Source organism: Cronobacter dublinensis subsp. dublinensis LMG 23823, assembly GCF_001277235.1.
Lineage (GTDB): Bacteria > Pseudomonadota > Gammaproteobacteria > Enterobacterales > Enterobacteriaceae > Cronobacter > Cronobacter dublinensis.
This window is the reverse complement of sequence record NZ_CP012267.1, coordinates 38508-60691: the sequence shown is the minus strand read 5'-3', so window position 1 is coordinate 60691 and position 22184 is coordinate 38508. Positions and strand designations below refer to the sequence as shown.

The 22184-nt window shown below is 57.7% G+C and carries 18 protein-coding genes; 6 read left to right on the top strand and 12 right to left on the bottom strand.

What is annotated here, in order from left to right; translation table 11 throughout:
* Nucleotides 1–5: 5 nt before the first annotated feature.
* The gene (locus tag AFK67_RS20795) at nt 6–911 is read left to right on the top strand and encodes a GNAT family protein (protein WP_235509002.1); all 906 of its coding nucleotides are present in this window, start codon (nt 6–8) and stop codon (nt 909–911) included.
* Nucleotides 912–994: 83 nt separating this feature from the next.
* On the opposite strand, the gene AFK67_RS20790 is transcribed toward AFK67_RS20795, so the two are convergent.
* The 5 genes from AFK67_RS20790 to AFK67_RS20770 form a co-directional block, all read right to left on the bottom strand.
* Nucleotides 995–1969 carry a tyrosine-type recombinase/integrase gene (locus tag AFK67_RS20790; protein ID WP_038885023.1) on the bottom strand — a complete coding sequence of 325 codons (975 nt, stop codon included), beginning with the start codon at nt 1967–1969 and terminating at the stop codon, nt 995–997.
* 1001 nt (nt 1970–2970) lie between these two features.
* Nucleotides 2971–4362 carry a glycoside hydrolase family 1 protein gene (locus AFK67_RS20785; RefSeq protein ID WP_007712584.1) on the bottom strand — a complete coding sequence of 464 codons (1392 nt, stop codon included), beginning with the start codon at nt 4360–4362 and terminating at the stop codon, nt 2971–2973.
* A gap of 15 nt (nt 4363–4377) precedes the next feature.
* The gene (gene bglF / locus AFK67_RS20780) at nt 4378–6237 is read right to left on the bottom strand and encodes a PTS beta-glucoside transporter subunit IIABC (RefSeq protein WP_007712581.1); all 1860 of its coding nucleotides are present in this window, start codon (nt 6235–6237) and stop codon (nt 4378–4380) included.
* A 140-nt stretch (nt 6238–6377) separates the two neighbouring features.
* Nucleotides 6378–7211, bottom strand: a complete 834-nt coding sequence (gene licT, locus AFK67_RS20775) for a BglG family transcription antiterminator LicT (protein ID WP_007712578.1) — start codon at nt 7209–7211, stop codon at nt 6378–6380.
* A gap of 151 nt (nt 7212–7362) precedes the next feature.
* The gene (locus AFK67_RS20770) at nt 7363–8598 is read right to left on the bottom strand and encodes an MDR family MFS transporter (RefSeq protein WP_032966455.1); all 1236 of its coding nucleotides are present in this window, start codon (nt 8596–8598) and stop codon (nt 7363–7365) included.
* A gap of 253 nt (nt 8599–8851) precedes the next feature.
* Here AFK67_RS20770 and eitA point away from each other — a divergent pair, with 253 nt between their 5' ends.
* Genes eitA through eitC form a run of 3 tightly spaced genes read left to right on the top strand, consistent with a single transcriptional unit; the run spans nt 8852 to nt 11642 of the window.
* Nucleotides 8852–9847, top strand: coding sequence for a siderophore ABC transporter substrate-binding protein EitA (eitA, locus tag AFK67_RS20765; RefSeq protein ID WP_032966458.1), 996 nt, complete (start codon nt 8852–8854; stop codon nt 9845–9847).
* The gene (locus AFK67_RS20760; protein WP_050555333.1) at nt 9847–10887 is read left to right on the top strand and encodes a FecCD family ABC transporter permease; all 1041 of its coding nucleotides are present in this window, start codon (nt 9847–9849) and stop codon (nt 10885–10887) included. The genes eitA and AFK67_RS20760 overlap by 1 nt, the downstream gene beginning before the upstream one ends.
* Nucleotides 10884–11642: a siderophore ABC transporter ATP-binding protein EitC gene (gene eitC, locus AFK67_RS20755; protein WP_007712564.1), complete on the top strand. Its 759-nt coding sequence runs from the start codon at nt 10884–10886 to the stop codon at nt 11640–11642. The genes AFK67_RS20760 and eitC overlap by 4 nt, the downstream gene beginning before the upstream one ends.
* 74 nt (nt 11643–11716) lie before the next feature.
* Here eitC and AFK67_RS20750 read toward each other — a convergent pair whose 3' ends face one another.
* On the bottom strand, nt 11717–11962 hold the full coding sequence (locus AFK67_RS20750) for a DUF2543 family protein (protein ID WP_007712563.1): 246 nt from the start codon (nt 11960–11962) through the stop codon (nt 11717–11719).
* A gap of 677 nt (nt 11963–12639) precedes the next feature.
* Here AFK67_RS20750 and AFK67_RS20745 point away from each other — a divergent pair.
* On the top strand, nt 12640–12900 hold the full coding sequence (locus AFK67_RS20745) for a DUF2534 family protein (RefSeq protein ID WP_032966453.1): 261 nt from the start codon (nt 12640–12642) through the stop codon (nt 12898–12900).
* A gap of 43 nt (nt 12901–12943) precedes the next feature.
* Nucleotides 12944–13699, top strand: a complete 756-nt coding sequence (gene dsbG / locus AFK67_RS20740) for a thiol:disulfide interchange protein DsbG (RefSeq protein WP_007712551.1) — start codon at nt 12944–12946, stop codon at nt 13697–13699.
* A 50-nt stretch (nt 13700–13749) separates the two neighbouring features.
* On the opposite strand, the gene tssJ is transcribed toward dsbG, so the two are convergent.
* The 6 genes from tssJ to AFK67_RS22395 are packed head-to-tail and all read right to left on the bottom strand — an operon-like array spanning nt 13750 to nt 21962.
* Complete coding sequence (gene tssJ, locus AFK67_RS20735) at nt 13750–14277, bottom strand: type VI secretion system lipoprotein TssJ (protein ID WP_007712549.1); 528 nt, start codon at nt 14275–14277, stop codon at nt 13750–13752.
* Nucleotides 14258–15355, bottom strand: a complete 1098-nt coding sequence (tssG, locus tag AFK67_RS20730; RefSeq protein ID WP_032966450.1) for a type VI secretion system baseplate subunit TssG — start codon at nt 15353–15355, stop codon at nt 14258–14260. The genes tssJ and tssG overlap by 20 nt, the downstream gene beginning before the upstream one ends.
* Nucleotides 15310–17073, bottom strand: a complete 1764-nt coding sequence (tssF, locus tag AFK67_RS20725) for a type VI secretion system baseplate subunit TssF (protein ID WP_032966448.1) — start codon at nt 17071–17073, stop codon at nt 15310–15312. The genes tssG and tssF overlap by 46 nt, the downstream gene beginning before the upstream one ends.
* 46 nt (nt 17074–17119) lie before the next feature.
* Entirely contained in the window at nt 17120–20551 is a 3432-nt protein-coding gene (locus AFK67_RS20720) for an ImcF-related family protein (protein WP_007712533.1), read from the bottom strand.
* A complete protein-coding gene (locus tag AFK67_RS20715) occupies nt 20535–21692 on the bottom strand; it encodes a KPHS_23130 family T6SS system protein (RefSeq protein WP_050569293.1) in 1158 nt (385 codons plus the stop codon). The genes AFK67_RS20720 and AFK67_RS20715 overlap by 17 nt, the downstream gene beginning before the upstream one ends.
* Nucleotides 21693–21695: 3 nt before the next feature.
* On the bottom strand, nt 21696–21962 hold the full coding sequence (locus AFK67_RS22395; protein WP_071602800.1) for a PAAR domain-containing protein: 267 nt from the start codon (nt 21960–21962) through the stop codon (nt 21696–21698).
* Nucleotides 21963–22184 lie beyond the last annotated feature (222 nt).

Here is a 22184-nt window from a genome sequence, read left to right as displayed (position 1 = left end):
GGAGCATGCCTGAAATGCTATTAAAACCTTCCCTGGCGGGCTGGGAACCGTCTGACTTTCATATATATAAAGAAACCTACCGCCAGTACGGTGGCAGTGTAAATACTCATCCGGATGCCGTAGAATTCTTCATGCAACACAAAGATATGCGGTTCACTTTCTGGCATTTTTTTAATGTCGCATTAAATAAAATAACAGCCGCTTATTTTACGGTAAATGACCAGGATTTTGGTCTTAACGTCTGGCGCGAATACCCTTTGTCTTATGACGAAGTCATGATGCCGATTGCCGAAAATGCACGCGTGCTTTTGCCCATTAAAACGAACCGGCTATCATTCAGGCATCGAAACAGCGTGTTAAATTCCAGTTTTCTTTTCAGGACAAAGCGTAAGGTTTGTCTGGTGAAAGATCAGTTTTCCACGAAAACCATAAAAAAAAGAAACAGCGAACTGCGAAAATTCCTCGCCTCAGGCGGAGAAAGCCATCAACTTTCCGCACTTGAGGTTGGTGATATCGCTGATTTCTATATTTATCTTTTTAATAAACGATTCTCTGACACCGTAAGATGCTATGGAAAACTTAATCTCATTGAGATGTTAACCCCATTAAAACATATGATAGCAGGGAGCCTGTTTTTTTATAAAGGGGCGCCCTGTGCAATAGATATGGTTTTGAAAGCGGAAAGTGACAACCTTATTTATTTTGATGTGCCCAATGGCGGCCTTGACCCCGTATTCAACCCACTTAGCCCAGGCAGCTTACTCATGTGGAATAATATTAATGAGGCCAGATCACTGTGTCACTCTGGAAATAAAGCGATGATATTTTGCATCGGGCTTTATGACAAAAACTGGGATTACAAACTGAGATGGGCGAATGCACAACGCACGGGTAAGACTCTTGTCATCTAAGATAGCGTGACCGCCATCAATATAAAGGTCATCAGACCATTCCTTTTTGCCGTCACAAGGACTGTGCGGCAACCCGCTCGCTTTCACAGCCGAATCTTATTCGCTGCACGTCTAAGACGGGCATCGCCGCGGCGGTCATATTTTTGCGTGGTGGTCACGCTGGCGTGGCCCATCGCGTCGCGCACGGTAAGCAGATCTTCGCCGTTATCCAGCATCATGGAGGCGAACGTGCGGCGAAGATCGTGCGGCGCGCATGCCCCGATGCCACTTTCCCTATGGCGTTGATGCAGAATGTGATACACCGCCTGCGGCGTCAGGCGCTCAGACGTGACATCGTCACCGGCGCGGATTCGTGTAAACAGCGCGCCGGGGTTTTCACCGCGCACATTTTCAATCCAGTCCTGAAGCCGCTGCCAGACGGCGTCCGGCATAAACGCCAGCCGTTCTTTATTGCCTTTGCCGAGCACGCGTAACGCCTGGTCCGCCGCAAGAATACTCTCGTAATCGAGCCCGACCACTTCCGAGCGTCGCAGTCCGCAACCGAGCATGACCGCCAGCATGGCGGCATCACGCGGGCCTTTGCAGCTTTTATCCTGTTTACAGTGCGTGAAGAGGGCGCGTACCTCATCAGCAGAAAGCGCCCGGCCTCGCGTGAGGCGGCTGCCGCGCACGGCGCGCACGGCCAGGATCTGCTGGTAGCTGTCGGTATCCATCAGCTTCATCATCCAGGCTTCGCGCGCGGTGCCTTTCAGTGCCGAGAGATAAGTGTTGATGGTCGCGGGCGCACGCCCCGATGCCGAGAGCATCTCCAGCAACCCCTGTATATGATGACGCCGCAGACTGCCCCACGGGCAGTGCTGCAACGTCTTTGCGCCGAGCATTCCGGCGACAATCTGTAAAAACGAGCGCATCGTCTGACGACTGGCTGCCGAAGGCAGGCTGATGAGGTAGGCCATCGCCGGATTGAGCGCGCGCGCCTGCCCGCCGATAGAAAGAGCGTCGCCGGTCTCCCGTGCCAGCGGGCCAGGCAACAGTTTGTCGTCAGGCAGTTCGGTCATGCGCACCCCAGAATGAAAGCGAAAAAAGTGATAGCGTCTCGTAAAAAGTAGCGGGATTATCCCCTGTACGTTGCGCAGCGGTAAAGCTACTTTTTCAAAGGTACATTTTAATAAGTAGCATGACTTTGGCAGCGCAGCGGAGGAAGAAGAGGCGCAACCGACAAAACAGCCGACATCGGTTTTTACTATGACGTGCGGGCGCAGCGCGTGTGGTAGCGTGTAACGGCAGGCGGATTTTTCACCGCTGCGGCACGCCCCTTCTTAATGACGTTTTGATTCGCCCGGCGCGGGTAACGCGCGATGGAACACTTTTCGCGGCGTAAAATATTATTAAACGCAGGCTAAACAACGCGGCGTTTAATAAAGATGCATCTGTAATATATTTTCATGTATGATATACAGTCAGAATTAAAATAGTCATATCATCAGGAAGGTTATAGTCAAAATGACCGTAGCATTGATCGTCTTTTTAGTCGTTATTATCGCCTATGCATTTTATAAGCATACCGCGATGGTAAAATCACGCACGCTGCCATCGCGCGGCGGAAAGCGTCGATAAGCATTCCCTGCTCACACTCTCCGGAAGCGTTCTCAGGGCTGAGAACGCTTCCGCTCTCATGAAAAACCCCTTTTTATTTCAAACCGTTAAGCGAACAAAATTTAGCCGAATTGTCTAAATAGCTAACCGCTTTTATCTGCATCACTTTTATTCCCGTTATTTAAAACGCAGTTTTATCCTTTATTGAAATGGATATTTGGCCCTCGTATTTAAGCAAATATGGAGATATTGTCAGGAAAGTATCAATAAATGTAAGCGCTTTGACGGTGACTAAAATAATGAAAAAAGACGCATTAAAGTATGAGACCGGTTACAGAAACCAAGAAAATTCTTAAGCGCTGCTTATATTGTTTTTGTGTTTTTTGGCGCGACGGATAAAAAACACCCTGGCCATGACGAAAAAACGGCGGCAGGCTGATGAGCCCGACGCCGTCAATGTGCTTTAGCGGAGGGATGCGCCATTGCTGGCGATCACTTCTTTATACCAGGCAAAGCTTTTCTTACGACGACGGGCGAGCGTGCCGCTGCCGTCATCGTGGCGGTCGACATAGATAAAGCCGTAACGCTTGGAGAGCTCCGCTTTTGACGCGCTGACCAGATCAATCGGCCCCCAGCTGGTGTAGCCCATCACCTCCACGCCATCGTCAATCGCCTCGCGGACTTGCACCAGATGATCGTTAAGATAATCGATGCGGTAGTCGTCATTGATGCTGCCGTCGGCCTCCACGCGGTCTTTCGCGCCCAGCCCGTTTTCAACGATAAACAGCGGCTTCTGATAACGATCCCACAGCACGTTAAGCAGCGTGCGCAGCCCCACCGGGTCGATTTGCCATCCCCACTCAGAGCTTTGCAGATGCGGGTTCGGCACCATATTCAGGATATTGCCGCGCGCCTGCTGATTCAGCGCCTCATCGGTGGTGACGCAACCGGTCATGTAGTAGCTGAAGGAGATAAAATCGACGGTAGAGCGCAGCGCTGCGCGATCCTCATCGGTGATGTTCAGGGTGATATGGTTGTCGCGGAACCAGCGCAGCATATAACCTGGGTAAGCGCCGCGGCACTGGACATCGCCGAAGAACTGCCAGGTGCGGTTCTCCTGGAGCGCGGCGAAGACGTCGTCGGGTTTGCAGCTGAGCGGGTACATCAGGCCGCCGAGCAGCATGTTACCGATTTTCGCATCCGGGATTATCTCGTGACACGCCTTGACCGCCAGCGCGCTCGCCACCAGCTGATGATGGATAGCCTGATAAATCTGCGCCTGCGAACTGTCCTCCGGCAGGCCGACGCCGGTCATCGGCGCATGCAGCGACATATTAATTTCGTTAAAGGTCAGCCACCGTTTAACCTTGTGCTGATAACGGGTAAACACGGTGCGCGCATAGCGCTCAAAAAAGGCTATCGTCTCGCGGTTACCCCAGCCGCCGTACTGCGTGACCAGACCCCAGGGCATCTCATAATGTGACAACGTCACAAGTGGCGTGATGTTGTGCGCCGCCATCTCGTCAAACAGCCTGTCGTAGAAGGCGAGGCCCGCTTCGTTGGGTTCGCGCTCGTCGCCGTTGGGAAAGATGCGCGTCCAGGCGATGGAAACGCGCAGGCAGCTGAACCCCATTTCGGCAAACAGCGCGATATCTTCCGGGTAGCGGTGATAGAAATCGATAGCCACATCTTTAATGCCGCTGTCGCCGGGCACGCGCTCCACCACCGGGCCTAAGATGCCTTGAGGCTGCACGTCAGACGTCGACAGGCCTTTACCGTCCGTCAGGTACGCGCCTTCGACCTGGTTTGCGGCGATAGCGCCGCCCCACAGAAAGCCGTCAGGGAAAGTTTTCATGATGTTCTCCTTTGATTAAGCCGGTTCAGCGGTCAGCAGCGGCATACCGGCGGTGATGGCTGTCACCGCGACCGTAGTGACCGTGCGATAGCTGTCGCTGTTGCTGATAATAATCGGGGTGGTTAAATCATAGCCTGCATCAATAATGGCCTGCCGATCGAATTCAATCAGCACGTCGCCGGGCTGCACGCGATCCCCCACGCTGACGCGTGCGGTAAATAGCTGGCCGTCAAGCTTCACGGTGTCGATACCGACATGGATCAGGAGCTCCATACCGTTGTCGCCCTGCAGGCCAATGGCGTGACGCGTCGCGAACAGCGACGCCACGACGCCCGCAAACGGGGCGCGCACCTGGTTATCGGAAGGAATAATGGCCGCGCCCTGGCCCAGCAGGCCGCTTGCGAAGGTCGGGTCCGGGACGTTTTCCAGCGCCAGCACGGTGCCGCTCAGCGGTGCCAGGGCCGCGTTCTCCGGCACAGGGTGCGGCTCGCGGGCGGCAGTGTTCTCGCGTGGCGGCAGCCCGGCGACAAGCGTTAAGCCGCAGGCGAGCACCAGCGCCACCAGCGTGCCGAGCACGCCGCCCCAGAGCGTCGCATCGATGCCGCCGGGCGGGATCATCTGCGCCAGCGTAAAGATGCTGGCAAAACCGAACGAGTAAACGTGGGCGCTGCTGAAGCCGACAATCGCGCCGCCGACCGCGCCCGCCACGCAGCCGAAAATAAACGGACGGCGCAGCGGCAGGTTGACGCCATAAACCGCAGGCTCGGTAATACCAAAAATCCCGGCGGTGACCGCCGAGCCCGCCAGCGTTCTCTGGCGCGCATCGCGGGCTCGCAGAAAAACCGCCAGCGCGGCGCCGACCTGACCCATGATCGCCGGCAGCAGCATCGGCAGCAGGGAATCCTGACCCAGCACCGCCAGGTTATTGACCATCAGCGGCACCAGTCCCCAGTGCAGGCCGAAAATCACGCAAACCTGCCAGAGCGCGCCCGCCGCCGCACCCGCCAGCCACGGCGCGAAGGCGTACATAAACTGATAGCCATGCGCCAGCATCTGGCTGAGCCAGGTGGCGACCGGGCCGATAAGCAGAAACGTCAGCGGCACCGTCACGCCCAGACAGAGCAGCGGCGTGAAGAAATTTTTGATGGAGGAGGGCAACCGCCGGTTCCCCTGTTTTTCGAGCCAGCAGCTCACCCACGCCGCGAAAATAATCGGGATCACCGATGCGCTGTAGTTAAACCAGATAACCGGCACGCCGAGAAACGTATCCGTCAGCGCGCCGGCCTGCTGGCTTGCCTGAAAGGCCGCGATCATGGTCGGGTGCGTCAGCGCGCCGCCAATGGTCATCGTAATAAACGGGTTGCCGCCAAACTTTTTCCCGGCGGTGTAGCCCAGCACCAGCGGAAAGAAAAAGAACAGCGCGTCGCTCGCGGCGAACCAGATTTTATAGGTCGCGCTGTGGGTGTTCAGCCAGCCGCAGACCACCGCAATCGCCAGCAGCCCTTTGAGGATACCCGATGCCGCCAGCACGCCGATAAAGGGCGTGAAGATCCCGGAAACGACATCAATCAGGCGCGCGAACAGCGTACCGCGCGGCGCGTCCTCGGGCGCTGAAGGCGCATCCTCCGCGATGCCGGCTTCGCGACACACCGCCAGCCAGACATCATGCACGTGATTACCAATCACCACCTGAAACTGGCCACCGCTCTCGACGACCATGATCACGCCCGGATTCGTCTTCAGCCCCTCCGCGTCCGCCTTGTGGTTATCCTTAAGCCTGAAGCGCAGACGCGTGGCGCAATGGATGACGCTACTGACATTCTCCTTCCCACCGACGCGGGCGAGAATATCCTGTGCTAATGCCTGATATTCCATTCCGTTTTCCTTCAATGCGTTAACTGAGTTTTAAAAATAAAAAAACCCGAGAACCGCTCCCCGTTAACCGGGAAGCCGCGCTCAGGTTTTGCCTGCCAGAGGCAGTCACAATCCGTCTTTAATGGCCCGCAGGCCGGGGCTTAACGCCCTTCTTTTCGTACCCGCTCGATATGGATAGCGAGGAACATAATTTCTTCCGCCGTCAGCTCGCGCTGATAGCTTTTAAGGAGATAACCGGAAATCTTCTGCGCGCAGCGCCAGGCCTGCGGATAGTTATCTTTCACCGCCGAGTGGAGCGAGAGGTCGTCATCCTCCACCACGGTGCGGGTTAACATGCGCTGGGCGAAAAACTTCAGATGAGTGACAAAACGCTGATAGCTCAGCGACTCCTCATCGTATTCCAGCTGGAGCTGGTATTTCACCAGTTGCAGGATCTCCTGCATCACGCGGGTGACGTGCATCACCTCGGGCATTTCGCTGTTAAGCTGCGCCGTCACCAGATGCAGCGCGATAAACCCGGCTTCATCCTCCGGCAGCGCGACGTCCAGCCGTCGGGCAATCATGGCGCGGGCTTCCTGCCCCAGCGCGAACTCCTTCGGGTAGAGCCGTTTTATCTCCCACAGCAGCACGTTTGTGATAGCCAGGCCCTTTTTCTGGCGCTCAATCGCGTAGTGGCAGTGGTCAGTCAGCGTCACATACAGACTGTCCTGGAGGCGACCCAGACGTTCGGCGGCCAGCGCGATGATGCGATCGCAGGTTGTCATCACCTCAAGCGGGATCTGTGCCAGCAGCTCGCCCAGGCGGCGCACCAGCTCGTCGCTTTGCAGCGCGAACACCTTTTCAATGCGGGAGGTATCCAGTTCGTCGCCCACGCGTCGCTGGAAGGCCAGGCCGCGGCCCATCACGACCTGTTCGCGCCCGTGCGCATCCAGCACAAAGACGGCATTGTTATTCAGTATCTTGGCGATCTTCATCCGAACCCCGGAAACAAAAAAACCTGACCTCCGGCGAACGCCAGAAATCAGGTTTTGCCTGCCGCAGCAGTGACAATCCAGTCATTGCACCTTAGCACTTTTATTCACCGGCTCAATATATCCTCCTGAAAAACGTGAGCCAGCGCGGGTTTTACGCTCTGGGCGGATAAAAGCGGCACAGCACCGCCATCGCCAGCGCGCTGCACAGCGGAAAGACCGCCAGCAGGAGCCACGGCACCGCCGCCTGCGGCGCGGGCGTCAGCGCGTTATCCAGCGCATCGCCAAGCAGGACGTTACCGGTCAGCACCGCCACGCCGCCCATCGAGGCCAGCGCGCCGTAATGCGCGCCCAGGTTACGATTCGCCGCGAAGCGGGGCACGAGATCCATCCCCACTGGCACGATGATCATCTGGCCAAGCGTCAGCAGCGTCACCATACAGGCGGCGGGCAGGAGCCGCAGCACGCCCTGGGGCGGAGTGAAGGGCGCGAACAGCGCCACGCTGATAAACGACGCGCCGAGCAGCCCGAAACCGAGCGGCAGCATCCGCGCGGCCCCGAAGCGACGCGCCACGCGCGCCAGCGGCAACTGCAACACGATAATCAGCAGCGAGGCGAGGATAAACAGCGGGCCGAGCGACGCATCGCTGCTGCCCGAGCGGCGCAGCTCCACCGGCAGCGCCAGATAGAGCTGGTTATAACTAAACAGATAGGCGCTGTAAGCGAGAATAAACGCTACAAAACGCGGCTGGCGGAACGTCTGCCACCACGGCACGATATGCAGCGGCCCGTCGCGATGCGGCGTGCGGGGCAGCAGAATAAACAGCACGACAAGCGCCGCGATAAACACGCCCGCGCCCGCCAGCGCCATCAGCCGGAAGCCAAACCCCGCCATCAGCGAGCCGAGCACCGGCCCCAGCACCGCGCCGAGCTCGCCGCAGACCGCAAACAGCGCGAACCATTCAGCGCGGCTGCGTTTGCCCTCGGCTTCGCTTCGCGTTCCGGCCTGCGCCAGCAGAGACTCGATCGACGGCGAGAACAGTGCGCCGCCGACGCCGGTCAGGCATGCGCCGAGCACCACTTCCCACAGCGAGCCGCCGAGCGCCAGCAGCAGATACCCGGTGATACGCACCACGCAGCCGCACAGAATAATCGCGCGCGCGCCGTAGCGGTCTGCCAGTGCGCCACCCAGTAAAAACATGCCCTGCTGCGAGAACGTACGTAGCCCAATAATCGTGCCAATAAGACCGCCGGAGAGCAGCATATCGTCACGCAGATAGATAGCCAGAAACGGCACCACGGCATAAAAGCCGATGTTAAACACCAGCTGGCTGGCAGAAAGTAAATAAGGCGAGGTATGCCTGGCGGCGTGAGGTGCATCAGTGGACATGAAAACCGCATAACTGTTCAGAAAAGTGAGGGCTCTCATAAAACATATTTGCGTGGTCTTTGGCAACGTCAGGCGCAGAAAAGGGCGGAGAAACCCGATATTGACAACCCCCGGACGCGTCGGTATAAGACCTCGGCCTAAGAATGATTTTCATTTACATAATACAAATTCTAATTTATGCCCACCGTGACGATTTCAGGCCGTTACGCGGCGGTAAAGCGACTTTTTAAGGTTGATGTTGATGAATGTTTTAGTGAAAAAAGCCCTGGCGCTTGGCTTATTCTGCGCCGCCTCGCTGCCCGCGATGGCCACGCAGTATCCGCTGACGATGGACAACTGTGGCATGAAAGTGACCTTTACCAAAGCGCCGGAGCGCGTGGTGGCGCTCGGGCAGAACACCGCTGAAATCATGCTGCTGCTGGGCCTCGAAGATAAAATGACCGCCAGCGCCTTCTGGCCGACCAAAGTGCTGCCGCAGCTTGCGAAACAGAACGAGAAAGTGAAACTGCTGACGGTTGAGATCCCGACGCTTGAGTCGATCCTCGCGCAAAACCCGGATTTCGTCGCAGCCCAACTCCCGCTGCTGCTCGGCCCGGACAGTAAAGTCGCCAAACGTGAAGATTTCACGGCGGTCGGCGTGAACACTTATCTGTCGCCCGGCGTCTGCACCACCACCAAAAACACCGGCGATATCTACGGCAGCCGCAAACAGCTGTGGGACATGACGCAGCTCTATAAAGAAATTAACGACCTGGCGACCATTTTCAACGTCGAGGCGCGCGGCGAGGCGCTGACCAACACCTTTAAAGCGCGTGAAGCTGCTCTTAAAGAAAAATTCGGCAAAGGTCATAAAAACCTCTCTTATCTTTTCTGGTTCTCCAGCGCATCGCCGTCCGCTGACGCCTATGTCGGGGGTAAGAACGGCGCGTCGGGTTATATCGCCCATCTGCTGGGCGGGCATAACGCCGTCACCTCGGAAAGCGAATGGCCGACCTTAAGCTGGGAGAGCATTATCGCCGCCAACCCGGATGTGATCGTGGTCTCCAGCCTCGACCGCAACCGCTGGGCGCTGGATAACGCCGAAGAGAAAATCAAATTCCTGAAAAGCGATCCGGCGGTCAGCCAGCTCGACGCCGTGAAAAAAGGCCATATCGTGGTGATGGACGGCCAGGCGATGAACCCGACCATTCGCACGCTGTACGGGGCCGAGCAGGTGGCCGCGCAGCTTGAGAAGCTCGGGCTCAACTGATGGCAGGGTCGTCTTTAACGGTGGTCAACCGTGTGCCCGCGTTGATATTACTGGGGCTCTCCGTCGTTTTGCTGGCGCTGGTGATTGCGCTGAGCGTAGGGATTGGCGAGCTTTCTATTCCGCTGCAAACAACCTTTGCGGCGGTCACCAACAAACTGGGCCTGACGGCGTATCCGCTTAATCGCATCCATGAAACCGTCATCTGGGATTTTCGCCTCAGCCGGGCGCTGGTGGCCGCCTGTAGCGGCGCGGGCCTCGCCATCTGCGGCGCGGTGTTGCAGAGCCTGCTGAAAAACGCGCTGGCGGAGCCTTACGTGCTTGGCGTCTCCGCCGGGGCGTCCACTGGCGCGGTAGCGGTGGTGGTGCTCGGGATAGGCAGCGGGGCGGTGTCGCTTTCGGCTGGCGCGTTTACCGGCGCGTTCGCCGCCTTTGCCTTTGTCGCGCTGCTGACCAACGGCGCGCGCGGCGGCAACGAACGCACCATTCTGGCGGGCGTCGCCGCCTCGCAGCTCTTTAACGCCATTACGGCCTATACCATCAGCACCGCCGCCAGCGCCCAGCAGGCGCGTGACGTGATGTTCTGGCTGCTTGGCAGCTTCAGCGGCGTGCGCTGGCCGGAGTTTCAGCTGGTGCTCGCCGTGGTGGCGGTGGGGCTGGTGGTCTGCCTGTATCACGCCAAAGCGCTGGACGCCTTTACCTTTGGCGATGATGCCGCCGCCTCGCTCGGCATTCCGGTAGGTTACGTGCGGCTGATCCTCTTCGGGGTCACGGCGCTGATGACCGCCGCTATCGTCAGCATGGCAGGCTCGATTGGCTTTGTCGGGCTGGTCGTGCCGCACGTGATGCGCTATTTCTTCGGGCCGCTGCATCGCCGCCTGCTGGTCGCCTGCGCGATGATGGGCGCGATTCTGATGGTGCTGGCGGATATCGCCTCGCGCACGCTTATCGCCCCGCAGAGCCTGCCGGTAGGCGTGGTGACCGCGCTGGTCGGCGTGCCGTTCTTTGCGGTTATTCTGTATCGCTCAAGGAGATTTTCATGAGCATCCGCGCGGAAAACATCAGCTGGTCGGCAGGGAAAAAGCGCATCGTCAACGAGGTGTCGCTGAGCGTGCCGACCGGGCAGACGCTCGGGCTGCTCGGCCCGAATGGCTCCGGGAAATCGTCACTGCTGCGTATTCTCGCGGGACTGCGCCGCCCGGACGCCGGGCGAGTGCTGCTTGACGACGCGGATATCGCGACGCTTTCCCGCAAAAAGCTGGCGCAGCGCGTGGCGTTCGTTGAACAGCACGCGATGACCGATGCGAATATTCTTGTGCGCGACGTGGTGAAGCTTGGGCGCATTCCGCACCATTCGCCGCTCTCGCCCTGGACGCACCAGGATGACGAGATTGTGCGCCAGGCGCTGACGCGCGTGGACATGCTCACGCGCAGCGATGAAGGGTGGCAGCACCTTTCCGGCGGCGAGCGCCAGCGGGTGCATATTGCCCGCGCGCTGGCGCAGTCGCCCGGCGAGATTTTGCTTGATGAGCCGACCAATCATCTCGATATCCATCATCAGATGCATCTGATGCGACTCATCAGCGAACTTCCCGTCACCAGCATTGTGGCGCTGCACGATCTCAACCACGCCGCGATGTTCTGCGACGCGCTTATCGTCATGCAGCACGGACAGGTGGTGGCGAGCGGCACGCCGGACGAGGTGCTGACGGAAGCGATGCTGCGCGAGGTGTTTAAGGTCGATGCGCGCATCGAGATCTCACCGCATCACGGCAAAAAGCACATCCACTTTCTGTAATAAGCACCGGTAACGTAAAACGGCCCCGTAATGGGGCCGTTTTGTTTTCGCTGCGCTGAGTGGCGCGCCGGGCGTTACTCGTTGCCCCACTGATTCAGGAAATTCGCAATCTCATCGATGCGCGTTGCATCGATACCCGCTTCGCGGGCCATCTCCTGCTGCGCGTCTTCGCTGATCTCTTCGTTATTCATCAGGCGGGTGATGAGCAACTCAAAGTAATGCGCCAGGCGGTCGCGCTCGGCGTCATCCACGGGCTTTTCCGCTTCCGTCGCGTACTCATCGGCGATGTCATAAAACTTAATCGGGATCTCTTTGCTCATAAGGCGTTCCTGAAGTGGTGTTTGAGCCAGCGGCTACAGGGGTTTTGTGAAAAGGATAGTACCATTCTTCACAGACGGCAGAAGGGTAAAAACCCCGAAAGGCGAGGGTTCGGGGGAACGTAGTGTCCGTGCGCATCCGTTATTTAACATAAGATAGATTACGCGCACCATGATCAAGCGCGTGAAAAGGCTGATGATGTGGTCATATTTTACCCTGCTGCTCATTTTGCTGGCTACATGGCTTACTTAACGATTAATAAATATGCTCAGGCTCGTAAAACCACTGCTATAGGGGTAGACAGCCGCGGTAATATCATCTCGCATCCAGCGAATGTGCTGTACCCCCTGTACAGCACGTATGAGCGAAAGGAAACAATGTGAATATTATCAGTGGCGACAGACATGCCGGGAAGCGAGTTCTGTAAAATATTGCATCCTGATGGCTACGGCGGATATGCGGTATGAGGGAAACAGAATGACATTAAATGATTTAATCAATCAGTTATTGAGCTTTGACAGGAAAACACCTGCCTTCACGCCCGCACTCGCGCGCCGTTCATAACATTCGCCACTCAAATACGATACACTTGCGCCACTTTTATGGCATTACGACAGCCGTTGGCGAGCCTGAAACCGGCGTCATCGCCTGCGGCACAAAGCATTATCTGGAGTGTGACATGCTGGAAAAACTGCGTACCCCGGAAGGAAAAAAATTCCTGACGGCATTAGCGATTATTTTTATCACCGTGCTGACGGTGGTCTCCCGCGTGACGTTTGAGGGCGTCGAGGAGCAATACAACCTGCCGATGGGAAAATGGAGCCATTCGATGTTCATCATGCAGGGCGCGTGGGTACTTATCTACAGCTGTCCCTTCTCGTTTATTATCTCTCTTCCCTTCGCGTTCTACTTTTTAGGCCCGAAAGACGATCGCGGTTAGCCTGACGACGCGGCCGCCGTTGAGCGAGGAATAAGGATTGATCATGAAAAAAAGGCTGATGGCCTGCGCGCTGTTCGCAAGCTTAAGCGTGCAGGCGCAAAACCATGACCTGCCAGCGCCGGTAAAAGCGCTGGAAAAACAGGGTATCACCATTATTAAGCCCTTTACCGCGCCCGGCGGCGTTGAGGGCTGGCTCGGTAAATATCAGGACACCGGCGTGACTATCTACCTGACGCCGGATAAAAAACATGCCATCTCAGGCTATATGTACGATGAGAAAGGCAACAATCTCAGCGAGAAAATCATTAACGATGAGATTTATATCCCGGCGGGCCGTGAGATGTGGCACACGCTGACAAAGGCGGCAGGGATTAACGAGGGCAGCGACCAGGCGGACTGCCCGGTGGTGGTATTCGCCGATCCATTCTGCCCTTATTGCCATACATTCTGGCAGCAGGCGCAGCCTTTGCTGAAAGAAAAGCGCATCAGCCTGAAAACCTTGCTGGTCGGCGTGCTGCGCCCGGACAGCGGGCGTTACGCCGCTGCCGTGCTGGCATCGGACAATCCGGCGAGTGCCTGGCAAGCGCTGCAAGCCTCAAACGGAAAAAACAAACCGACGCTGCCGGAGAAAACCTCGCAGGCGGCCTTCAAACAGATCCAGCACAACCAGTCACTGATGGACCAGTTGGGCGCTAACGGCACGCCCGCCATTTACTATCTGAATAAAGATAAGGCGTTGCAGCAGATTGTCGGGCTGCCGAACGCCGAACAGATGGCACGGCTTGCGGCCTGCGAATAAAAAAGGGCCTCCGGTACGGATGGCCCTTACGGCGCACTGGCGTTAATCCGTTATTTGTCACCGGGCGGCGCGAGCGTAAGGCGGTTGTTGCTGGCTTCGATGACCCTGGGCGCGTCAGGATCCAGCTCATCGCGCGCGAGCACCACACGCCACGTATCCCGGGCCTCATCAGGCGCCATAAACATGGCCGCGACCGCCACATAGCGCGCGGCCTCCTCCAGGGGAATATCAAGCGTAAGCGCCTCGCCCGGACGCAGCCGGACATCTTTTTCACCGACAAGATCCGCGTTGAGCGCCTGGCTGTCATCGGCAAACAGCGACGGGTAATCAGTGCTGTCGAACGCCTTACGATCTTTCAGCTGATAAATACGCACTACCGTCGCGAGCGACGCCCCGCTGGCGTTGTTGTTGACGCCTTCCCGCGCCCGGAGATCCATATGCAGGGTTTTCACCTGCTTATAAAAAAGCGACTGCGTCACGGAGGCTGCGCCATCCGTCACCTTTTGCGTCAGTCCGCAGCCCGTTGACGCCGCGGCTATCAGCAGCACGGCAGAGAATTTACCAGCGGTAATCGCCATCTTCATCGACCTCCCTTCGGGGAATATTTTCACGAACCCGCGCCCAGCGCCCCAGGTGAATCGTTATCATCGAGTCACTGCGCTGCGCGCTATTGCTCAGCGGCTTCAGCACCGCGGTGCGGCCAATTTGCGCCGCGCCCTCCTCCCGGCAGCAAAGTCGGGCGTCCGGTAAGAGATGTCGGGCCACGCGCAGTTGTAACCGCACATCCAGATGAGAGCCGGGATAAATGTGCAGCAACGCCAGCAGATCGCGATACAACTCCCCATTCGGCAGCCAGCCTTTCACTTCCTCCACCGACGCCGTGGTGAGACGCAGCAAAACCTGACCGTTAACATCGGTGGCACAGCTCCCCATCACTGGCCGGTGCTTCAGGCTGACAGGCTGGCGCAGGCTCATCCTGACAGGCTCCCGCAGCGGAATACGACAGCGGTCATGATGAAAAATCTCCGCCCGCGTATGCGGCGCAAGGAGTCTGACCAGCGCTGTCATTCCTTCTGCCGTGCGGCCCGGCAGCATCATCACGGGCAGGAGCGCCAGGCACCGTGACAGCGGCGTACCGACCGTGGTCGCGCATCCTTTAATACCGAGCCCCACCAGCCCGAGCAGATATTGCGAGGTCTTATCCGTCCCACCCGCCTGAAAGGTGGCGGGGTAAGAATATTTTCGCCAGATCCGGTAATACTGGGTGATCAGCCGGTGGTTAAAGATATCGAGAAAATCCCGCGTGGCTTCATAGCCTTCCCGGCGCTGCGCGATATCGTTGATATAGGGCGTCGGCAATGGCGACTCCACGCCGTAGAGTCCCATAAAGTTGACCCGGATCGTCGGCGGCAGATGCGGATGCTCTGGCGTTTCAACACCGCGAATTTCGCTGGTCGGAAAGCCCATGCCTGGATGCGGACGAAAACGCACGGGCTCATGGCGCACCTGCCAGCCGCTGCCAGGTACGCCCGCATCAGGGTGATGGCGCTCAAGCCACTGGCAGAACCGATAAAAATTCATATACGGCAGCTGATGCCGCAGTTGCTCCGTCAGCCAGGCAGGCGCGGACTGTGATTCTCTTTCCACCGGATACATTTCCCTTCTGGCTGAACAATCAGGGTGAGCTGGTTAAACTGGTTCATATCGGCATAGAGCGCAAAGAAGCGGTTGAGCATCTCGCCGAAGAGGTGAATATCGCCCTCGCCGGTGTAACCGCTGCTGTCGAGCGTCACTTCGATATCCAGCCCACGCAGTAAAAATCCTTCCTCAAAGCGCTGAATGCGGTGGTGCCGCACCGCGAGAATCGCTTCGATACGCCGGTTATTGAGCGCATCGTCCCGCCAGTTATAGAGCGCAAGCGTGCCGCGCAGGACATCCGCGCTGCTCATCATATTGAGAAAACGGGTGCCGAGATGGCTTATTACCCGCCAGTGAAACCGGTCTTCAGTGGGCGGATAGGCAGGCAGCGTCGGTTTGCAGAGATTACGCACCGACAGCCGCGTTTGCGTCACCTGTTCGCAGCGGTACAGAAGCGTGCTTTGCAGCGCCCGGCGCGGCAACTGGCCATTGGTGCCGGTAATACGCAGCGACACGGTTTCTTTTTCCAGCACCCGCTCCGCCTCCCACGACTGGCCGCCCAGGATAAGCCAGGTGTCATGCATGCCGGTCACGCCCCGCCTGACGCGCGTGTGGTAATAACGCTCCGGCGCATGGCGGCGCATCATGCCTCCCTGATGGCGAAAGCTGGTGAACGGCACATAGCGCGCATCGCCGGTTCGCCCGGAGCCCGTGACCGCGTCCACCGAATAGATCTCGGTATGGCCATCCTGCAGGCGTTTCGGGCGCAACAGATATTCATTCTCCAGGCCAGTAATGGTTAACGGGTCCGCTTCCAGGGTGAAGAGGTTGATAACGGGCACGCAGTGCAGGCGCAGCGCGCTGTCCGTGACGGGCAGATCCGCCTGCCATGTCTGGCTGAACACCACCTCGATATCGAAAAACGCTATTCCCGCAGGCAGGCTGATGGTTTCCAGGCCGTTAAGGTGAACGAACATAAATTTTTCACGAAAGGCGAAATACTCCAGCAGCAGTTGCCAGCCGCTGAACGCGCTGTCGCCAGCGGGCCACAGGGCGTCATCCTCGCCAAATCCGCCGGGTGAAAAGTAGCCGTCGAGTCGCACCCGCTCTGGCTTCTCAGGCAGTCGAAGGTATAACGCCGCCTGGCGGCGCGTCAGCATCAGATGCAGGGCGCTGCCGGTAACGGCGTCCTCGCCCAGGTACAGCGGGAGACGGCGAAGATCGGTCTGTCGCCAGCTCGCCTGTTCGCTGCAGGCGAAGCGGATCCGCAACGCCGATCGCCCGTCCGGCTCCGTGGTCATCACGACACCGGATATCGCCACTGGGTTGAGCGTCAGGTCGCGGGTGGTGCGATAGCGGCAGACGGTATTTGTCGGTCCTACCGGGCGGGAGGCGATTTCCAGCCCTTTGGGGATGTTTTCCGCCATTTTCATCGCCGCGAGATCCGGCGTCAGCGCCACCACGGACAGCGAAGGGATGGTCCGCAGATAGTGCGGCCACAGCATACTGACCAGGCTTTCGGTCAGCTCCGGCAGGTCATCGTCGATTTTCTCGCGCAGGCGACCTGTCGAGAAGGCGAAGCCCTCCAGCAGGCGTTCGACATAAGGATCGGGGGTACCGGCTTTGTCGAGATCCAGCATTGCCGCCCGGTCGGGATGGGTTTCGGCGAACTCTTTTGCCGCGTCACGCAGATAGCGCATTTCGGCGTCAAAATAACGCAGGGTTAAATCGTCCATAAAAAACCGTCGTTAAGTATGTGAAGAAAGGCGTTTCAGCGCAGGGCTAATCAGCGGCGGGCATAACATCGCCGTCATCTTCGCGCCCGGTGTCGGTCGCGTCAGGGGCGCTCACGGTGAACAGCTGGTCCGGCAGCGAAAAATGACGCAGTTTCAGCAGTGCAAGCGGGCCTTCGCCTGCTTCGGTACGAAGCGTGTAGTTGAGCGCGCGGCCATCCGGCGCATGCCAGGTCAGGTTCCAGCTGCTGTTGAGCCCGGCATAGGCGCTGACTGATGCCCGATCCAGCAGGCGTATCCAGCCCCATGCGCCGGACATGTCGGCATACAGGCGCGTGCCCGCCTGCGTGCTGATCCAGCTCAGGCTGGCGCCCGGCGCTTCGGTATCCTGAGGCCAGGTAACGCGCTTCCAGACGGGCATCTGATTCATATAGGTCAGCTTCTGGCCGTCAATGATCAGGCTCGTCTGCATCACGCCCGCCGCCGTTCCCGGTCGCAGATCGAAATGCATCCCCGCCTCGCCGTTGGTGAAGACGACATCCGCGATATGGCTGAGCGTATCCATCGCCTGCAAAAAAGCCGGATTGAAGGTGAGCCCCTGCGCGTTGATATCATCCGCTACCCAATGGCTCCCTTCTTTGTGCAGCACGCCATTGAGCCGGGTCTGTAAAAAGCGGGCGATGCGGCCGCTCTCGGCGTCGAGATACTTCGCGAGCAGCGGCAGAGAGACGTCGCTGCTCGCGTCTTTAAAGGGATATCGCCCGCCAAACGCGCTGTTCCAGTCATCCACCACGGCGGCGCGCCACTGGGCGTTGAAGCTTTCCGCCGCCGGCGTCAGCACCTGCTGCCAGGCCTGTTCCATGGGCCGCACAAACACCGTTTGCCCGAATCCGCTCCACTCCTGGCCAAGCCCGGCCGCGACCAGACTGCCGTAGTCGCGGGTTTCGGTTAAATCTATCGCCTTGCCCTGAAATACCGTCTGGGCCAGCGCCTGCGTCATCGCCTGCGGATCGGTGGCGTTCGTCACCTGCTGAAGACGCAGGCGTACCTGCGTGACGCGGGTAAGATAGGTCTGCAGGCTAAGCCCGGTATTTCCCGTCCCCGCCGCTTTATCCTCCAGCAGCGCCAGCACCGGGCCAAACGTGGCGTCCAGCGGGCCATGCGCGCCGGCGCGCTGATCGATGACCGGCTGTTTATCCTGTGCAAACAGGTTTTTTGCAGATTTCACCAGCGAATCGGACAGCGCTTCGCCGGTCTGCCCGGTGCGCCCCTGCACGGCCAGCGTGTTCATCAGCGCCACCAGCGGGGACTGGCGTACGTCGGCCATCAGCGACAGCTGGTCGATAGCATCCGATAGCGTGGCGGCAGGCTGCCAGCGCAGGCTATTAAGAAAATCCAGCCAGGCGCTGCTGAAGTCGGCGAAATAGCGCGCCGTCAGGCGCTGTTTCAGAGAGTCCGGGGAGAGCGACGGCGTGGCGGGAAGTTTGCTGTCGCTCAGTACCCAGTCCATCTCCTCGCGACGCGCCGTCACCACGTTATCCATCGCTGGCTGGACCGCCTCTTCCCACGCCTGCCGGGTAAACATGCCGGGCACCACGTTGTCCGTCGTGAACAGTCGCGCGGCGTCGGTGTCGCCGGTCATATCCGCGAGGCGCATATCCGCATACTGGCGTGCAACCTGTGCCAGCATTTTCTGATACAGAGAGGATTCACTGTTACGCATCCCCATCTGGCGAATCAGCAAGGTGCGGGCCTGGGCTACCAGCGCCTCATCGGCGTGAATACGCCACTGCGGATGCGTCTTCAGCGTCGCGCCGTAAAACGCGAGCAGCGCCGCGCCCTCCCCCTGCCATCGCGCCGCTTTTACGCCCTGGCGCTGCGGCCAGTGCTGCATCAGCGTATTGGCAAACCAGGCGGCGTCCATTTTTTCGGGCCGGGCGAGCATCAGACAGAGTTTCAGCCAGTCATAGGCAGGCTTCGCCATCTCCTCGCGCAGCGGACTGTCAGGCGGCAACTGGGTGAATGCGCTGAGGTGTTTTTGCAGATGTAACGCCGCGGCGTCGCGTAACAGCGGCTGCGCGCTTTCGCCATAGCGCGCCAGCAGCGCGGACAGCAGCGCGGACAGCAGCGCCTCATTCTGACTGAGCCCCGCGCGTTCATACCAGGGAACGCCGTGCGCGGCGCGATATTGCAGGCGCGCCAGCGTCTTCTGCAATGCCAGCAACGCCTGAAGGCGCATATCGACGGACTGGTTGCGGTTTCGCGCCTGTTGCGCCAGGGTCTGCGCCACAGCGACCTGCTCGCGGTTAGCGATAAAGGAGAGCGCCATCCATCCGCCCCAGAGCGCAAGCAGCATCGCCGCAGCAACTTTCAATACGCGCTGTCGGCTGACGCCGGGCCTGCGCGGACGTAAGCCTGCCGGTAGCGTCTGGACTGAATCCGGCAGCACATCCCAGCGGTTATCTTTACCCCAGTGGTGGCGCACGCGCCGGGCAGCGCCTGATGACGGCGTGCTGAACAGAACACCGGCCAGCGACAGCGGACGGTAAGGATTAAGCAACATTGCCAGCGGACCGGCGATGCTCGCGGGATTGCGAATCAACCTATCGGCAAGGTGAAGCAAAAAAGCGTGTCGGGGATGATGCGTGATTTGCTGTATCCCCTGGGCGGTCAACGGGGCTGTAAGCCTGGACAACTGCGCGGTAAGGCTTTGCGGCGAACACGCTGACGCCAGCAGGCATCCGACAGCCTGCGTGACGCGCCCGGTTTGATCGGTCGATTGCGGGTGCAGCGACCAGACATACAGCGGTATTCGCCATCCCAGCGCCTCATAACGCTGGTGCAGCGCATGGGCGAGCGCATCCATCGCGTCCGGTGACAGCGGCCCTGCAACGCTCGCATCGTCACTTTCCGTCTGGTCATCAAACGCTGAGGTGACCCATATCACGCCGTCAATGGGGCGGCGACGCAGTTTACGCAACGCGGTAAGCCACGCAAGGTCGGCTTCTTCGCGAATATCACCACCCCACAGCAGCAGCGTTCCCTGGTCTTCCTGCCAGCGTTCGCGCGGGAGTTTTGGGGTGAGTTGTTCGACATCATCAACGTTGCCGGTTACCAGCAGGATGCGGGTTTTGCGGGGCCAGAGGGGGCCGTAGAGGCTGCGCATCGCTTCGCGGATGTTATCAACGGCAGTATGTGGAGCAGAGCGTTGCGCGAGTCTGTTCTCATCGGCAGGTAAAATATTCGTTTTCTGCGCCTCACGGCGAAAAATACGCGCCTGAACGCTACGGTAAAACGTGGGCAGAAATCGCAGCAAAACGACAAGTAACGCTATTAAAACACCGGCAATGAATTGTTCTTTCGGCGTGTTAATTCCCAACCACGGGCCATATTCTTTCAGCAGCCACCCGAGAACCAGCAGCCCTGATATCATCAATCCCGTCTGACCAAAGCGGCCCAGATAACTACCCCGTATATTCATCCTCAATCCCTGGCATTATGGTGCTGATAAAATGTTCCTGTGCAGAAGAAAATAACGTCAGTACGGACTGATGATGCAAACTGATCCAGTCAGCGGCCAGTGCCGTTAACAGCCATGAGGAAAAAGGGCCTGGTTTTCCGCACCACTTTTCCAGTAATTCATTTTCTTCTGGTTGCCATGCCGTACCAAAGGCCGTGCCGATCGCTATCAGCTGCGCAAAGTATTTATTCCAGGCTTTTACATCACCAAGAATGTGTTGTGTACGGCAGGCGCTAACCTGCGTTTGCAGAAAAACCCTGAGATCGCTGTCAAAGCAGTTCATATCCAGCGACATTGGCCTCAGCAAACGCGCTGAAGGTGAAAGATGATATTTATTTGCTACGTCATCGCTGGTTAGTAATAGCGCCGCCAGTCCATCCGAATAACGTTGTCCGCCGCTCAGTTGCAGTACAACAACAAAGTCAGCCATCAGCATCGGATTTTTCAAGTGCTCTTCCAGCACAGAAAGGGAGAGTGCGTCTGTCATTAACAATGTTTCACGAATGATCGGTTGGGCAATATACTCTTGCCAGACAGAGCAGAAATCGTCGGCTAACGTTTCTGCAGGCTGGTCAGTGACAATCGTAATGCGCAGAGGCAATACTGATGCAACAGGGTTTAAGTGACTTTCCAAAGCCGCTATCAGTAGCCTGATTGCGCTGATACTCGTCATTTCACGCCCAGCAGATAAATCTATTCGGCGTACGAGCCCATATTGTTGAACATGCTCCTGACCAATAGCCCTCGCAGAAAAATTATCCGGAAGAATAACCGTACTGGCTATAACTGCTATATAGCGCTGAGCCCATTGCTCCCAAACTTCCTGGCTATGCTGTGCCTCTTCTTGCAAAAAGGCATAGTGGTTAACCTCCCTAAACCACAAATAACATCTCCCCATAAAAAGAAGCAGCCATCCTGCTGCGGGTATCGATGAAATGAACCAGACATTGGTATCTGACAACGCAGCGCTCATCATCGATGCATGGGCAATAAATAATAACGCGCTGACGATAAGGCTCAGAAAACCTGCTATCAGCCATCGAAATAACGACGGTGCAGGTGATAAGGCCTTTACCAGTAATGTATTTCTTTCCCAGCTCATGGTTTATCCTATTGCACATTCCGGTGCGCCAGAAATGACCTGACAACCACACTGGCACCGGCAACCATTAACCACAACCGCTTTACCATCCGAAACCCACTCCGTTGAGCCCTCGATAATTTTATTAACGCCATGCCCAGGGATCGGGCAACTGACGGAATCGCCAACTAAAGCCACCAGGCGCCCGTTCACACTCATTGTTGATGAGGCTGATATCACAACGCCGCCATGCGTGGTTTTATCACCATGCAATACAAATCCTTGAGACAACTTTAAACCCTCGTTAATAATCGCAGTGTTGCCAAACTTTAAAAGAAAGCATAAGTTAGATGTTCAGATGATATTTATTACATTATTCATATTCCATACGGCACGGTGCCACCCAGCGCAGGGACGGTTGAGAAAACCGAATAACTCGACCGCGTTTACTGCGCCATAAATGGTTTTAATCGTTTTGCCATCGAGCCAGACCGTCTTAAAAGCAACCGGGTT